This is a genomic window from Flavisericum labens, assembly GCF_045446075.1.
Classification (GTDB): domain Bacteria; phylum Bacteroidota; class Bacteroidia; order Flavobacteriales; family Flavobacteriaceae; genus Flavisericum; species Flavisericum labens.
The window spans coordinates 1-16,529 of the sequence record NZ_JBJJBQ010000009.1; the positions used below are offsets into that span (position 1 = coordinate 1).

11 protein-coding genes are annotated in these 16,529 nt (G+C 35.3%); 9 read left to right on the forward strand and 2 right to left on the reverse strand.

Annotated elements, in window-relative coordinates; translation table 11 throughout:
* Positions 1-36: 36 nt before the first annotated feature.
* The 9 genes from ACIEHO_RS13285 to ACIEHO_RS13325 all read left to right on the forward strand — a co-directional run bounded on the left by ACIEHO_RS13285 (position 37) and on the right by ACIEHO_RS13325 (position 10,765).
* On the forward strand, positions 37-414 hold the full coding sequence (locus tag ACIEHO_RS13285) for an RING finger protein (protein ID WP_406972513.1): 378 nt from the start codon (positions 37-39) through the stop codon (positions 412-414).
* A 452-nt stretch (positions 415-866) separates the two neighbouring features.
* Entirely contained in the window at positions 867-1,280 is a 414-nt protein-coding gene (locus ACIEHO_RS13290; protein ID WP_406972515.1) for an HYC_CC_PP family protein, read from the forward strand.
* A gap of 109 nt (positions 1,281-1,389) precedes the next feature.
* Positions 1,390-5,142, forward strand: a complete 3,753-nt coding sequence (locus ACIEHO_RS13295) for an efflux RND transporter permease subunit (protein WP_406972517.1) — start codon at positions 1,390-1,392, stop codon at positions 5,140-5,142.
* A 47-nt stretch (positions 5,143-5,189) separates the two neighbouring features.
* The gene (locus ACIEHO_RS13300; RefSeq protein ID WP_406972519.1) at positions 5,190-5,543 is read left to right on the forward strand and encodes a four helix bundle protein; all 354 of its coding nucleotides are present in this window, start codon (positions 5,190-5,192) and stop codon (positions 5,541-5,543) included.
* Between the two features lie 28 nt (positions 5,544-5,571).
* Positions 5,572-6,792: a TolC family protein gene (locus tag ACIEHO_RS13305; protein WP_406972759.1), complete on the forward strand. Its 1,221-nt coding sequence runs from the start codon at positions 5,572-5,574 to the stop codon at positions 6,790-6,792.
* 73 nt (positions 6,793-6,865) lie between these two features.
* Positions 6,866-7,252, forward strand: coding sequence for a DUF302 domain-containing protein (locus tag ACIEHO_RS13310; RefSeq protein ID WP_406972521.1), 387 nt, complete (start codon positions 6,866-6,868; stop codon positions 7,250-7,252).
* Positions 7,253-7,318: 66 nt separating this feature from the next.
* A complete protein-coding gene (locus ACIEHO_RS13315; protein WP_406972523.1) occupies positions 7,319-8,548 on the forward strand; it encodes a permease in 1,230 nt (409 codons plus the stop codon).
* Positions 8,549-8,550: 2 nt separating this feature from the next.
* Positions 8,551-10,329, forward strand: a complete 1,779-nt coding sequence (locus ACIEHO_RS13320) for an efflux RND transporter periplasmic adaptor subunit (RefSeq protein ID WP_406972525.1) — start codon at positions 8,551-8,553, stop codon at positions 10,327-10,329.
* A 34-nt stretch (positions 10,330-10,363) separates the two neighbouring features.
* Positions 10,364-10,765, forward strand: a complete 402-nt coding sequence (locus tag ACIEHO_RS13325) for a heavy-metal-associated domain-containing protein (RefSeq protein ID WP_406972527.1) — start codon at positions 10,364-10,366, stop codon at positions 10,763-10,765.
* 752 nt (positions 10,766-11,517) lie between these two features.
* Here the strand turns inward: ACIEHO_RS13325 and ACIEHO_RS13330 are convergent.
* Both ACIEHO_RS13330 and ACIEHO_RS13335 read right to left on the reverse strand, forming a co-directional pair.
* Positions 11,518-13,470: a GDSL-type esterase/lipase family protein gene (locus ACIEHO_RS13330; RefSeq protein ID WP_406972529.1), complete on the reverse strand. Its 1,953-nt coding sequence runs from the start codon at positions 13,468-13,470 to the stop codon at positions 11,518-11,520.
* 89 nt (positions 13,471-13,559) lie between these two features.
* Positions 13,560-16,283: a pectinesterase family protein gene (locus ACIEHO_RS13335; RefSeq protein WP_406972531.1), complete on the reverse strand. Its 2,724-nt coding sequence runs from the start codon at positions 16,281-16,283 to the stop codon at positions 13,560-13,562.
* Positions 16,284-16,529 lie beyond the last annotated feature (246 nt).

Below are 16,529 nucleotides of genomic sequence, written 5' to 3' on the forward strand. Positions count from 1 at the left end.
AATAGTATTCGTGTAACATTCGATTAAATTTATAAAATGAAAAAAAATGCTTGTAAATTTTGTGGTAAGACATTGACAGGAAGATCGGATAAGCTGTTTTGTGATTTGCACTGCAAAAGCGCTTACCATTACAGGAGATCTTTGGAAGAAGCACCTCGGTTTTATAATAAGGTAGATAATCAGCTAAAGCAGAACAGACGAATCTTAAAGGCCTTTAATAAGGCGGGTAAAGCAACCGTTAGAGCTAATGTTTTAACGGAGCAGGGGTTTAACCCCAAGTTTTTTACGCATTACTGGAAGAATAAAAAAGGGGATGTTTACTTGTTTGTTTACGAATACGGTTTCATAAAAAGGATGGAGAACGGCAATGAAAAGTACGTTTTGATCCAATGGCAGGATTATATGGAAAAATAGTTTTTTGTTTTTCCAAAATTAACTAATTTTAGACCTAAATATTACTAACAAAAGTGAACACAAAACTGAACACGTTTTGGAACACGATTTTCAAAAATAACGGCTGGGAACCCCAGTATTTGTGTTTGAGAAAAGCACAAATCTGAGCTCATAACCCGAAGGTCACTGGTTCGAGTCCAGTTCCCGCTACAAATTTTAAAGTCAGTTATTTGTAAATCAAATAGTTGGCTTTTTTTGTTTCCGAATATTATCCAAATAGTTTGAAAAGCAGTATTTTTTACAGTTTAGCAATAATGTGGGAACCGGTTTTTGATGATGTTGTAGTGGTATTATTAGTTATTTTGAATATGTTAGATTTCAAAGAAATGAGTCGGTGTTGAGTTGAATAGTCAATTAAACTTCTGTTAAACAAAATCAACATTTGTTAAAATTTCATACCTTTATGAATAGATATGAAGCAGTTTTTCCATAAAATAATGTCTTTAACAATGGCTTTTGTAGTTTTATTTGCTACAATGTCATTTACTGTTAATATGCATTATTGTGGAGATACTTTAGTAGAAATCGCCATATTTCATAAAGCAAAAGGTTGCGGAATGGAAATGGAAAAACCTTCTACTGAAGGATGCTCAATCACCAAGAAAAATTGTTGTGATGATGTACAATTAGTAATTGAAGGTCAAGACGAACTGCAATTGCAAGTTGACAAAATTTCTTTTGAACAAAAAGTATTCATTGCTTCATATGTTTACACATATATTAACCTTTTTGAAGGTTTAGATAACAATGTATCTGCTTACGAAGAATATAAACCGCCACTCTTCATAAGGCGTATCTACAAGATTGACGAGACATACTTAATTTGATTTTTGAACAATAAACTTTTTTATCCTATAACTGCAATGTTATAAGGATATTTTGCTGTATTCGGTGTTTTCTAAACACCAATGTCTAATTGTTTAATTATTAAAGCCAATGCTAAATAAAAGCATCAAATTTTTAATAGAAAATAAACTCGTTGCTCTTCTGCTACTCCTACTTTTTGTGGGTTGGGGAATAGTAAATGCACCTTTTAATTGGGACACGGGTTTCTTGCCAAGCAATCCTGTGGCTGTAGATGCCATACCAGATATTGGAGAAAATCAACAAATTGTTTTTACCAAATGGGATGGTCGTTCACCGCAAGATATAGAAGACCAAATAACCTATCCACTCACAACCTCTTTACTTGGTATTCCAGGCGTTAAAACCATTCGTAGTTCCTCTATGTTTGGTTTTTCAAGCATCTATATCATTTTTGAGGAGGACATTGAATTTTACTGGAGCAGAAGTCGTATTCTCGAAAAACTCAACTCATTACCAAGCGGTTTATTGCCCGAAGGTGTTAATCCTACTTTGGGGCCAGATGCAACTGGTTTAGGACAAATATTTTGGTACACTTTAGAAGGTCGTGATGACAACGGAAACGTAACTGGTGGTTGGGATTTACAAGAATTACGTAGTATTCAAGATTATTATGTTAAATATGCATTATCCTCTGCAAGTGGCGTTTCGGAAGTCGCCTCAATTGGTGGTTATGTTCAGGAATACCAAGTGGATGTAAATCCAGAATTGATGCGTCAGTATAATATTGGATTGCATCACGTTGTAAAAGCAGTTAAGGAAAGTAATAGGGATATTGGTGCACAGACTTTGGAAATTAACCAAGCTGAATATTTAGTCCGTGGATTGGGGTACGTTAAATCAATTGCAGACATCGAAAACGCGGTAGTCACTTCCGAAGATTATACAGCAATTAAAATCAAAGACATTGGAAAAGTCTCATTAGGTCCTGCAACAAGACGTGGCTTATTAGATAAGGAAGGTGCTGAAGTTGTTGGTGCCGTTGTTGTGGCTCGATATGGAGCAAATCCAATGGAAGTGATTAATAATGTTAAGGAAAAAATCAACGAGTTAAGTGCTGGATTACCTTCAAAAGTATTAGCAGATGGAAGAACATCCCAAGTTAACATAGTACCATTTTATGACAGAACAGAACTGATAAAAGAAACTTTAGGTACACTTAACGAGGCATTGACTTTAGAAATATTGATTACCATTTTGGTCATAATTATCATGGTGTTTAATCTTCGAGCTTCTGTCTTGATTTCAGGACTATTGCCTGTTGCAGTTTTAATGGTGTTTATAGCGATGAAACTCTTTGGTGTCGATGCCAATATTGTCGCTTTGTCTGGTATTGCTATTGCAATCGGTACTATGGTCGATGTTGGCGTCATACTATCAGAAAATATTATTCGGCATTTAGATGAGGAAAGTGATAAGCGAAAAGTGAAAAGTGAAAAGTTACTAATTAATAAGGTGGTTTACAACGCAACAGCCGAAGTTTCTGGTGCCATCGTAACAGCAGTAATGACCACGATTATTAGTTTCATTCCTGTATTTACAATGATTGGGGCAGAAGGAAAACTGTTCAGACCATTAGCATTCACAAAGACTTTTGCATTAACAGCCTCTATAATCATCGCGCTATTTTTAATTCCACCGTTTGCTGCATTTTTATTCAGAAAGAAAAGCATTAAATCACATTTTAAAACTGCTTTAAATGGCGTTTTAATAGCATTAGGAATCGCTGCCATAATTTATGGATATGGGTTAGGATTGATATTGATAGCTTTTGGAATTACAGCACTTTTCAATCTTCAAAACAGAATAACAGATAAACAAGCTAACCTTATTAATATTATTATTTCGGCGTCAGCAATAGTATTCCTGTTAGCCGAATACTGGAGACCATTAGGTGTGGGTAAGAGCATTTTTTGGAATTTCATCTTTGTTAGTATTATTTGCTTTGGTTTATTGGGTGTTTTCTCATTATTCATCAAATACTACACACGTATTTTAAGGTGGTGTTTAGATAATAAATTACTCTTTTTATCAGTCCCAACAGTGATTGTAATCGCAGGTTTTTTCATTATGAAAAATACAGGCAAAGAATTTATGCCATCATTAAATGAGGGTTCATTTTTACTAATGCCAACTTCGATGCCTCATTCTGGTGTGGAAGAAAACAAACGGGTTTTACAGCAATTGGATATGGCTGTTGCCGCTATTCCAGAGATTGAAACAGTAGTAGGTAAAGCAGGAAGAGCTGAATCTGCTTTAGACCCAGCACCTTTATCGATGTACGAAAACATCATTCAGTATAAGTCAGAGTATATGCTGAATGAAAACGGGGAACGTCAACACTATAAAGTTAACGAAGATGGCTTATTTGAATTGAAAGATGGTCGCTTGCTGTTTAATGGAAATAGTGCTGTCAGTCCAAGTGCATCCGAGAACAAAGCAATAGTTAATTCAATTTCATTTAATGTCGAAAAATCTCAATTAATAAAAGACGATAATGGTGAATTCTACCGTAATTGGAGACCAGAAATTCAATCACCAGACGATATTTGGAATGAAATTGTAAAAGTCACCAAATTGCCAGGTGTTACTTCTGCACCAAAACTACAGCCTATTGAAACCCGACTGGTTATGCTTCAAACCGGAATGCGCGCACCAATGGGAATCAAGGTAAAAGGTCAGGATTTAAAGCAGATCGAAGCGTTTGGTGTACAATTAGAAGGCATTTTAAAACAAGCTGAAGGCGTAAAAGACGAAGCTGTGTTTGCAGATCGAATTGTAGGTAAACCTTATTTGCTCATTGATATTGATAGAGAAAAAATAGCACGTTATGGAATATCCGTTGATGATGTGCAAAACGTATTAAAAGTTGCAGTTGGCGGAATGGTCTTAACCCACACCGTTGAAGGTCGAGAACGCTATGGAGTACGTGTGCGCTACCCGAGAGAACTGCGAGCAAATCCAACCGATTTAAAACAAATTTATGTGCCTGTTGAAAAAGGCAGTCCAGTTCCGTTAAGCGAATTGGCAACTATTCGTTATAAACAAGGTCCACAAGTGATTAAAAGTGAAGATACTTTTTTAGTCGGTTATGTATTATTTGATAAAATGGATGGTTTTGCAGAAGTCAATGTGGTCGAAAATGCACAAGCTCTTATTCAACAAAAAATAGATAGTGGTGAATTAATAGTACCAAAAGGCATTAATTATCAATTCACAGGAACTTATGAAAATCAGTTACGAGCAGAAAAAACCTTATCTGTAGTTGTGCCATTGGCATTGGCAATCATCTTCTTAATCCTGTATTTTCAGTTCCGTTCTGTTGGCACATCATTAATGGTGTTTACGGGTATCGCAGTAGCCTTTGCAGGTGGTTTTTTAATGATTTGGCTTTATGGTCAAGGATGGTTTTTAAACTTCAATTTATTTGGCGAAAATATGCGTGATTTATTCCAGATGCATCCTATCAATTTAAGTGTCGCAGTTTGGGTTGGGTTTATTGCACTCTTCGGTATAGCGACCGATGATGGTGTAGTAATGGCAACTTATTTAACCCAAACATTTGATAGAAATTCACCAGAGAATAAAAAAGAAATTAGAGCATCAGTTGTTGAAGCAGGAGAAAAACGTATCAGACCGTGTTTAATGACAACTGCAACCACAATTTTAGCCCTATTGCCAGTACTCACATCCACGGGACGAGGTAGCGATATTATGATACCTATGGCAATACCGAGTTTTGGCGGGATGGTAATTGCCTTAATAACCTTATTTGTAGTTCCAGTATTATATAGCTGGAAAGCCGAGTTAAAAGTGAAAAGTTAGAAGTGAAAAGTTAGAAGTGAAAAGTGAAAAACTAAAAGTAAAAAGTTATGAATAAAAGTATTTTAAAAGACAAAAGTTATGCTTTCGCAATCTTAATTGTAAAACTATCTCAACTATTAGTAATTGAAAAAAAAGAATACGTTTTAAGTAAACAACTTTTAAGAAGTGGAACTGGTATTGGAGCATTAATCCGTGAAGCTGAATTTGCTCAAAGTAAAGCTGATTTTATAAATAAAATGAGTATTTCTCTAAAAGAAGCTAATGAAACTTTGTATTTGCTAGACTTATTAAAAGACACAGATTATTTGGACGAAGAAACACATCTAATTCATTATAACTTAAACAAGGAATTGATTGCAATGTTGGTTAGTTCAATTAAAACAACAAAATCAAGACTGTAAAATGATACATTTAGAAGACATAAATTATATGTTAAAAACATTACTTGTTTTTAGTTTTTCACTTTTCACTTTTCATTTAATCAATGCACAACAATTAAAAACCTTAATTGATGAAGCATTAAAGAACAACCCAGAGATTCAAAAATTTGAATTGCAATATAAAAGAGTTTCGGAAAAGGTAAATGAGGTAAATACCATTCCTAATACCGAACTAGGTATCGGTTATTTTATTAGCGAACCAGAAACACGTACAGGTGCTCAACGCTTTAAAATTTCAGTTAAACAAATGTTACCGTGGTTTGGAACCATTACGTCGAGAGAAGACTATGTGAGTTCATTGGCAGATGCTAAATACGAGGACATCGTTATCGCAAAGCGAAAACTAATGGCTTCGTTATCACAATCCTATTATAATCTGTACGCCAACAAAGCAAAGCAAGAGGTCTTAACTGAAAATATCAAACTATTGAAAACTTATGAAACGTTAGCACTAACATCGGTTGAAGTTGGTGAAGCATCCGCAGTAGAGGTACTGCGATTACAAATGCGTCAAAACGAATTACAACAATTAAAAGACGTTTTGCATCAACAATTTTTAGCAGAACAAACTAATTTTAATAACCTACTAAATAGGGAAAATGATTTTACGGTCAATGTGGTAGATAGTTTAATGATACCTTCTGAAGACTTTGATATTACCAGTGAAAATTTAGCATTACACCCTGAATTATTGAAGTATGATAAACTCTATCAATCCATAGAACAATCTGAATTATTAAACCAAAAAGAAAGCAGTCCTATGATTGGTTTTGGTTTGGATTATATTAATGTTGACGAAAGACCAAATATGGATTTTGGGGATAACGGTAAAGATATTGTGATGCCAATGGTTTCAGTGACTATTCCAATTTTTAATAAAAAATATAAGTCCCAAACCAAACAAAATAAGTTAGAACAGCAGGAAATAACTGCTCAAAAACAGGAACGCTTAAACACATTAGAAACCTTTTTAGACAGGGCGATTAACGAACGAATTTCAGCAAGAATAAGTTACACCACCCAATCCAAAAACTTAAAACAAGCCAAAGATGCTGAAGATATTTTAATCAAAAGTTACGAGACAGGAACGATTGATTTTAATGATGTTCTGGATGTTCAAGAGTTGCAACTAAAGTTTCAAATAAACCAAATAGAATCTATAAAGACATACTATGTACAAACCACGATTATTAAATATATAACGCGTTAATATTCAGATGGTTTAGATTAAAAGGGCATGAGATAAATGTTAAATTGATTATAAACACATAAAAACAAATACGATGGACTATTATTTTAATACCACTTTAAAAGGTGATTTTAACGACAGCATTAAAAAAGTAACGGAAGCCTTAAAAGCAGAAGGCTTTGGTGTATTGACCGAAATTGATATCAAAGAAACATTAAAAAAGAAGTTGGATGTTGATTTCAATAACTATAAAATTTTGGGTGCTTGCAATCCACCTTATGCACATAAGGCTTTATTGGCCGAAAACAAAATAGGCACTATGTTGCCATGTAATGTCATCGTACAGGAACTAGATACTGGGGATGTTGAAGTTTCTTCAGTAAACCCTATGGCTTCAATGCAAGCTGTAGATAATATTGAATTAAAAGCAATAGCCGAAGAAATTACAGAGAAACTAAAAGCAATTATAGAGAAGCTTTAAAAACTTAATTATTTAAATAGACTGGACAGCTTTTTGAAAGCGATTAGATCATAATAAAAACAAATTATGGACAATTTTTTAAAACAATGGGGTGAAGCCGCCTTTACTACAACAGGGTTCTTTTGGATGGCACTTTGGGCATTCATTTTAGGTTATCTTATAAGTAGTATGATACAGGTTTTTGTGACCGAAAAGCGAATGCAAAAAACAATGGGTAAAGACGAATCAAAAAGTATACTGCTAGGTGCGTTTTTTGGATTTATTAGTAGCTCCTGTAGTTTTGCTGCTTTGGCGAGTACCAAATCTCTGTTCAAGAAAGGAGCGAGTTTTGTGTCGTCCATATCCTTTTTATTGGCATCTACAAATCTAGTTATTGAGTTGGGAATAATCATCTCTATATTCTTAGGGTGGCAATTTGTGGTTGGTGAATATATAGGAGGATTGTTGCTCATTGGTATTTGTTGGATTCTTATTCGCATAATCAATCCCAAAAAGCTTATTGAAAAAGCACGTAAAAATCTTGAAGATGACGGTGATAACGATGCCATAGACAATTCGAAAAACTGGAAAAAGCAGATTAAAAAAGAATCAAGTTGGGCTCGTGTTGCCAAGAAGTATAAAATGGAATGGCAAATGGTGTGGAAAGATGTTACAGTTGGCTTTACAATAGCTGGTATTGTTGCAGCTTTTGTTCCCGATTCGTTTTTTGAAACATTGTTTATCAATAGCGGTCAGGGCAATACAGATTTTAATTTTTTTGAAATTTTAGAGCATATAATCGTTGGGCCAGTAGCGGCTTTTTTAACGTTTATTGGGTCTATGGGAAACATTCCGTTAGCAGCCTTATTATTCGGTAAAGGCGTAAGTTTTGCAAGTGTAATGGCATTTATTTTTAGTGATTTAGTTGTGTTTCCTGTGCTTCGTATTAATGCCAAATATTATGGATGGAAAATGTCCTTATTCATTCTCTTTCTATTGTTTATGGCTTTAATTGGGACGTCACTTACTTTGCATTATGCGTTTGACCTATTTAACATTTTGCCAGACCCTTCACAAGTAAAAATTCAGGATAGCCAATATTTTAAAATCGATTATACACTCTTTTTAAATCTTGCCTTTTTGGTTATTTCTGGCTATCTCATTTATTTAGGATTTTTCAAGAAAAAAGATGTGGAGCATTCTATGAGCGAAATGGCTCCAAAGAGCCCTATACAGGAAAATATTTTAAAATATACGGCCTTCATTTGCTATGTATGGCTAGTAGGTGGATTGATTATTAAATTAATTATTTTATAAAAATGATACAAAAAAAACATATAATTTACATCGTCATATTTGGAATTGGTTGCTTTATAGGCTGGCTCTTTTTTGTTGGTTCATCGAAAGAAGTAGCAGATTACAATAGCAACGAGGTTTTTGAAACCAATCAAATGTGGACCTGTTCTATGCATCCACAGATTATGCAACCAGAACCAGGCGATTGTCCTATTTGTGGAATGGATTTAATTCCTGCGGAAAGCGGAAGTGAGGGCTTGTTGCCAGACCAATTCAAACTGACTGAAAATGCAATGGCATTGGCAAATATTCAAACAACTATTGTAGGCAAGGGAAATGTTGAAGGTAATGCCATCAAATTATCTGGTAAGATTACTGAAAACGAAGAAGCCAATGCGGTTCAGGTCAGTTACTTTTCAGGTAGAATTGAAGGCTTGAATGTGAGTTTTACAGGTGAAGAAGTTCGTAAAGGTCAGCTTTTAGCAACCATTTATTCACCAGAACTCTATGCAGCACAACAAGAATTGATTACAGCAGCCTCTTTAAAAGAATCTCAACCTGCTTTGTACAAAGCGGTCCGTAACAAACTGAAATTATGGAAGCTCTCTGAAAATCAAATCAATCAGATTGAAGAAACTGGAAAAGTGAAAGAAAACTTTCCTGTGTATGCAACCGTTTCAGGAACTGTTACCGAAAAGTTGGTAGAACAAGGTGATTATATCAAACAAGGTCAGCCATTGCTAAAAATTGCCAACCTGAACACCGTTTGGGCAAATTTTGATTTGTATGAAAATCAGATTGACCGCTTTAAAAAAGGACAGGAAGTGATGATTACAACCAATGCCTATCCTAACAAGGAATTTAAAGGTAAAGTCGATTTTATAGACCCCGTTTTAAACACCAAAACAAGAACTGTAACCTTACGTGTCGTTTTAAACAATAAGGACGATGTATTTAAACCAGGTATGTTTGTAACCGCAAGTATTGATGGCAGTACAGCTAACAATGACGAAGTATTAACAATTCCTGCATCTTCTGTTTTATGGACAGGTGAGCGTTCTGTGGTGTATTTAAAAACAAATCCAAACCAACCTGTTTTTGAAATGCGTGAAATTAAATTAGGCAATCAAATTGGCAATGAATACGAAGTTGTGGAAGGTTTATTTGTTGGAAATGAAATTGTAACTAACGGTACGTTTACAGTTGATGCAGCAGCACAATTACAAGGCAAAAAGTCAATGATGAACAAGGATGGTGGTGAAGTAATGACTGGTCACGAAGGCCATTTGGGAATAGATAATAATACATCCAACAAAGAAAGTGACCATACCAATATGAATGAGCGTTTAAAAGTATCAACGAAATTTCAAGAGCAGTTAAAAGTTGTTTTCAATGCGTATATTAATTTAAAAGATGCTTTAGTAAATGAAGATGCAAAAAGTACTTCTACAAGCGCATCAACTTTATTAACCAATTTGAGCAAAGTAGATATGAAATTGTTATCAGATAATAAGGCGCATAATCATTGGATGTCATTAGTAAAAGAAATAAAATCTTCTGCAACATCTATTTCTAAAACGTCTAATATAAAAGCTCAAAAAGACCATTTCAAGCATTTATCATTACATCTAATCAATGCTATTCAACTGTTCGGTATCAATCAAAAGGTCTATTTGGTGTTTTGTCCAATGGCAGATAATAACAATGGTGCATATTGGTTAAGCAAAGAGGAAAAAGTAATCAATCCATATTTTGGGGAAAGAATGCTAACCTGTGGTGAGGTAAAACAAGTAATAGAATAAATCAAAACAAGTATAAATAATTAATTTTTAAATAATGAAAAAAGTAATTTTAAGTTTAGCAGTAATAACAACATTAGGTTTAACAAGTTGTAAAAACGAAACCAAAAAAGAACCAGAAACAACAACTATTGAAATGTTCGAAGAAGTGAGAATTACAGACCTGACTTTTGGCGTAAGAGGTAATTGTGCAATGTGTAAAAGTACGATTGAAAAAGCGGTAAATGGTGTAGAAGGGGTAGCAAGTGTAAATTGGGATGTCGATAAAAAGAAAATTGATGTCTCGTTTGACAATAAAAAAACTGATGCTATGGCAATTCATAAAGCAATAGCGGCTTCTGGTTACGATACTGAAAAAGTTTTGGGGGATGAAGTCGCTTATAACAACCTTCCGAGTTGCTGTCAATATGATCACGAAATGACGATGAATCAAAAATGAGCGGGGACAATAGCACGAACATTAATAGATAAAAATAAATTGGTGTTGTCCCCATAAAAACAAAAAACTGTAAAAATAGCTATTTCATATTTTTTTGTGGGTCTATTGGACTTTACCATTCAAGGTGATGGTTTTTTAGACGGTAATAATTCTGCTTGTTGCAAGTCTAGATGGGTTGTATTCAGTAAAGTTTGTAAAGTTTAACGGAATCGATGGAGATTTCATTTATTATTCAGCCAATATCTAGTGCTTTTAAGTTTACCAGTTTTTTGCAACTCAAAGTGAGATTTTTGATTTATTTCTCTGTGTTTTTTAAAAGTGATTCATAACCCGAAGGTCACTGGTTCGAGTCCAGTTCCCGCTACTAAGATGAAAATCCTCCAAAGGCAACGGTTTAGTTCACTCTAAACCGTTTTTTATGGATAACATTTTAGATTAAGTAGAATTTATCGGAAATGAGATTTTACTTAAAATTTGAGATGGGTTATGTCGTATATAAATGTGAAAAACCAGTCATTTATCTTTAGCTTTAAAATATGCTAAAAGGTTATTGTTTTACCTGTTAGATCCAAAAGGTAAAATCATAAAAGCAAGTTCTCCAAGACCATATAATAAGGCATAGATTGAACTTTTTAATAGTTTAGACATTTAATTTTTATTTTATGAAAATTCAATAAAAAAGCCAGTTATGAAAATTATAACCGGCTTTTTAAGTTAGTACTAGTTAGTTTAGTCTTAATGAGATTTTCTATTTAAGGCACAAAAAACTTTGTTGTTTGTATGCCTTCAAAAGATTGAATTATACCAATATATATACCTTTTGTAAAAGGTGATTTTATCATATACAGGTCATCAATGTTCCTGTTTGATGATGTATGTATTAACCTTCCTGTTAAGTCATAGATTGTAATCTGGCTATTCGTATGAACGTTTTTTACTTTAATAAAGCCATCCTGTACAATCCATTTTGCACTGTTTTTTAATGGTTTATCTATAGAAAGGGTAGGAGTGGCTACGCCGTGAATATTAACATCGGCAAGACAAATGGTTTTACCTGTAGCTTCATTGCTATACCAAGGATAAACCCTTAACTTTAAAGTTTCTCCATAAGCGAGTGTTAAAGTGGGGAATTTTGAAACGGCATACATGGTATTGGATGTCATGCTTGAAAACTCTTCAACTACAGATGTGGTCGCAAAATCGTCTTTAGAGTAAGAAATGCGACAACGCATACCGCTACCACCTGCTCCGCCAACATATAAACTTATTTCATCTATGTTTAGTTCGGTTCCTTCGCTAGCCGAAATTCCAAATTGAATATAACGTGTAGAAACTTCATCAATCTCACCTGCCGGCCAAACATCGCCATCTAACAAGTTTCGTTGGGTTTTTCTGGTTGTATCATAACCGCTACCTTCAGGCCACGTTGTATTTGAATTAGGGGCAGAATACCGTTGCACATACATGCTGCTATGGGATTCGTCCAAAGGAGTGGCAGGACCTTCTAAAACATAACTATCATCTGCAGAAAGTTCCCAAAGAAGGTTCACTTCTGTTCCTCCAGTTAACTCAATAAAATTAGCTGATAAAGGTATTTCTTTGTTAACCGTTCCGTTGGTTGCAGTAAGTGTCCCTTCTTTATTTCCGCCAACCGATTGCGATACTGAAATGTAAAATTTCGAGAATTCAAGATTATTGTTTACGTAATCCATGGTGATGGAAGAAGTAAAGGTATCCATTTTATCTGCTGCTATTAAAAAGCCTTCGCTTACAGTAAGCGTAAATGTTCCTGAAGCCGGTTCTAGGTCAAACCCTGTTATTGTGATTTCTTTTGTAAGTGTTTGCCCTGTGTAAGCATCACCAAAATCGACGTTATTTGGATTGATTAATACATCGGTTGCCGTATTGATATATTCTTCTAAAATGTTTTGATTGGTCATTTCTTGAGCACATAATCTAGCAACTAATGTAGCACCCAATGCATTAGGGTGTGTAGAATCAGAAGAAACAAAAAGTTGAGCCGTGCTTTCAGCATCGCCATAAGATTCTAACAAACCTTTAGTTAAAGTGGTTAAGTCAATAAGTTGTACATTTTTTTCCGTAGCAACTTCTTGCATAGCGTAGCTGTAATCGTAAGTGTGGTCTGATTCCGGAACACTAAAATTCTCCCCTAAATCATGACGCCCTTTACGAGTAATGGTGCCTCCACTAAAATATTTTCTGCACATAGCAGTGGCAAGAAGCGGTGTAGCACCTAATGCGCGGGTCTCGTCTACGTACTTTCTAAGGTATTCCTTATAGGTGCCTTGAGCCGTAGTTCCACGATAATCTGTCCCGTTTATAGGATTATTGGGGTCGGTTCCACCATCTAAACCGCCATTTTTTTCGTCGTTATGTGCAAATTGAATGAGGACATAATCACCGGCTTCTATTTGTTGTTTTACAGTAGCCCAATATGGAGATTCTAAGTAAAAACTTTTACTGCTGGCGCCACTTTTTGCTCGGTTGTTAACGGTGACTTCTGAAGTAAAAAATTGTTGGAACATCATGCCCCAACCTCTTTTGTCTGTGGTGTTTTCATCATAATCGGCCATGGTAGAATCACCAATGGTATGTAATGTAAAACTGGTTTGTGCGTTTGCCGAGGTAATACTGTAGAAAAACCCAAGTGCAATTATGAGTAGTTTAGAAACTAACGATTTCATTGTTTTTAAGATTTAAGATTAATTAATGAGGTGTATAAAGACTTACACCTCATTAATTATATACTAATTAGGAGTTTTAATTGGTAATCTTAATTTTTATAAATCTTGATTGCTCCTAATTTGCCATCTATTTTATAGCGAACAATATAGATTCCTGATTTTAACCACTCAATGTTAATTTCTTTAGAAGTATTTGTTTTGTGTACACTTTGTCCTAACATGTTGTAAATCTCAAGATTTTCTAAATTGCCATTTACTTTTAGCAAGCCATATTCTACCAAAATCTTGTCATCTATACTTAAACTGGAATCAACTGTAATAGATCCAGTCCCTGAAAGTAAACCAGAGTGTGTCGAAGCATCATAGGTGCCATCTCCAAGCGGAGATCCGTTTAACGTAAATTGTTGTACTGTAACATCAACGTTTAAAAGAGCAGTGGCATTACCAGAGATATCCATATTCAAAATGTCACCAGCACATTTTACATGATTGAAAATGGCTTGATTATTTTCAGCCAGGTCAATTTTTCCATATCCGAAAGCATTCTCAACCAAACCGTTAATTGCCGAATAACCTCCTGCATTGTAGGCGGCTACGGTTAAATCCCATGTACCTGTAAAATTACTGTTGTCTCCACCTAAATCAACTATGGCTGAATTGGCTACATCTCTTGTGTTACGAACGATTATCTTAGCATCTCCAGTAAAAGTGCCTGGTAAATCCATAACACTTCCACTGGTATTGGCACTGTTCATAAAAAGAGAGATATCTCCTTCTAGTATGATATTGGCATCCAAATAAAATCCAGAGCCACTGGTTGCATAAGAAATATTGGTGCCCTGGTACATTGTAACTGGACCTAAGCATTCTGAATCACTTCTTCTTAAACGAATACTTCCACCATTTTGCACATACATATCGGCAGCAAAAGGTGAGCTCTGGGCTTCAATGGTTAACCCGTCAACAATCACTTTTTCTCCTGCTTCAGGTAATAATGCTGGAGAATAATGGGCTGGATTATCCCAGTTTCCATTAGCTCCACCTATAAAAATAAATTCACTTGGTCTTCCTATGATTATTTTACCAGAACCACTAATAGTTGAAGCATTTGTAGTCGCATCATACTGTCCAATAGGTTGTATAGCTCCGTCAATATACCATTCACTAATGGTTATGTCTTGATTAAGCACTAATTGTGCAGTTCCTTCTGTATAAAGGGCGGTATTGACATCTATTGCGCTACCTGCATCAATGGTTAACTGGCCATTAGTTTTGACTGTTATCTTTCCCGAAGTCCCTAGGGCACCGTTTACTTTAGCTTGTAAATCTCCAGCATCTACAACTACATCTCCAGTAAAACCAGTATTTTCATTATTAATCTGGCATATACCCGAACCTACTTTTGTAATTTGGTGCACACCAATAATAGCTGCTGTAATATCAAGATTATTTGAAGCATCAATGGTTAAGTTGCCTTTAGTTTTTATCGTTCCTGAAAAAGACACACTTGCAGAAGAAGAAAGTGTTGATTGGTTAAGCGTTAATAGGGTTGCAGAACTATTGGCTGAAACATCAATTGTTGCTCCATTTACTAAATTTAGGTCGGCAACAAAATTTCCACCGTTAGCATCCAAGGTCACACTACCATCAACATTGGCGACTTCGGTAACCGCTGGCACGCCATCAGGATTCCAGTTATTGGCTTCTAGCCAGCCGTTATTTGCGGCACCACCATCCCAATCATATACTGTAACGGTTGGTGGTATGGCCGTAGGATCCCAATTATCATTACCTGCCAATACAATTTCTGGTTCATATAAATCGGCTTCAGCCTGATCCGCCATGGCTCTAAGGCCTGCCCAATCTGCTCTTCCGCTCATATCGGCGCCAGGACCTGTATTCATCCATTCGTATAAATGAAGCTCGGTACTGGTATCTGAATATTCCATATTCCACTTATCGCCCCAGCCTTCTGGATGAATCTCTGCTGGCATATCACAATACAACCATGCAACCTTTGGGTATTCGTGCCATGGACGACCAAATCTAATTAGTGCGCCATCATCTCCTGGTCTTGGACTATTGGGCTTATAAGTTAAATTACACTCATAAAACACAAAACCATAAAATTGATTGAGTGTTGTAGATGGTGCCGTTATCCAAGCACCACCATAACTTCTAATTTCACATTGGTTAAAAAAGCCAACACCTCGACCATAGATGTAGTCTGTTCTACCCTCAATCACGCAGCCGTCAAAATAGGCTCTTGATGTTTCGGCCATCCAAAAATAAATAGTGTCTTGATAGGCTAATATGTCGCAATTCACAAACACATTTCTATCTGCTTGCATTGTAATGGCTTGAGCTTGACCAACCGGTCCTGCAGTATTTTGGATGGTTATATTTTCTGCCCTAAAGTCATTGGCTTGAATGGTTAGTGTAGCAGCGGTTCTTACTAAATCACTATTACTGTCCCATAGCGCCACCTTTTCATCAGGACAAAGGCCATCGCCACCATCATTACAGTTATAGATATCGTAAGAAATAATGGTTTCCTCTCTGCTTTCTCCAATTAAGGTTATATTCGTCTTATTGGCAGGAATGATTAATTTCTCTTGATCGTAAAGACCTCGTTTTACATAAATAATGGTAGGTGTACCTGCAGGGGTGGCATCAAAAGCAGCTTGTAAGGAAGTAAAGTCCCCAGTACCATTAATATCGACAACTATATCCGGACTGAATGTTTGGGCAAATGTTGCCTGTGATATCAAAAGGCCAATAAAGATGAGGCCCATTCTTTTTAGTAATTTCATAATAATAAGTAGTTTTGTTTAATTATAGTTATAATTTATAATGTTGGTATTAAAGTCATTTTTTTCTTAAAAAGAATGACGATTAAATGATTCTATAACAATCATTATTGTAATCGATTACAAAGTTATGAGATAATTTGGTTTAAGAGGTGGTCAAATTACAATTTAAAGGGGGGTAAATAACAAATGAAAGGATTTTTAGGCCTATAATACATTAATTATAAATTATATATCCTTTATTTTGGG

Bases quoted from the DNA above. Each gene is read 5' to 3' on its own strand.
- ACIEHO_RS13300 (WP_406972519.1), top strand. From the start codon at position 5,190: ATGAATAAAAGTATTTTAAAAGACAAAAGTTATGCTTTCGCAATCTTA.
- ACIEHO_RS13290 (WP_406972515.1), top strand. From the start codon at position 867: ATGAAGCAGTTTTTCCATAAAATAATGTCTTTAACAATGGCTTTTGTA.
- ACIEHO_RS13315 (WP_406972523.1), top strand. From the start codon at position 7,319: ATGGACAATTTTTTAAAACAATGGGGTGAAGCCGCCTTTACTACAACA.
- ACIEHO_RS13330 (WP_406972529.1), bottom strand. From the start codon at position 13,470: ATGAAATCGTTAGTTTCTAAACTACTCATAATTGCACTTGGGTTTTTC.
- ACIEHO_RS13325 (WP_406972527.1), top strand. From the start codon at position 10,364: ATGAAAAAAGTAATTTTAAGTTTAGCAGTAATAACAACATTAGGTTTA.
- ACIEHO_RS13310 (WP_406972521.1), top strand. From the start codon at position 6,866: ATGGACTATTATTTTAATACCACTTTAAAAGGTGATTTTAACGACAGC.
- ACIEHO_RS13295 (WP_406972517.1), top strand. From the start codon at position 1,390: ATGCTAAATAAAAGCATCAAATTTTTAATAGAAAATAAACTCGTTGCT.
- ACIEHO_RS13305 (WP_406972759.1), top strand. From the start codon at position 5,572: ATGTTAAAAACATTACTTGTTTTTAGTTTTTCACTTTTCACTTTTCAT.
- ACIEHO_RS13320 (WP_406972525.1), top strand. From the start codon at position 8,551: ATGATACAAAAAAAACATATAATTTACATCGTCATATTTGGAATTGGT.
- ACIEHO_RS13335 (WP_406972531.1), bottom strand. From the start codon at position 16,283: ATGAAATTACTAAAAAGAATGGGCCTCATCTTTATTGGCCTTTTGATA.
- ACIEHO_RS13285 (WP_406972513.1), top strand. From the start codon at position 37: ATGAAAAAAAATGCTTGTAAATTTTGTGGTAAGACATTGACAGGAAGA.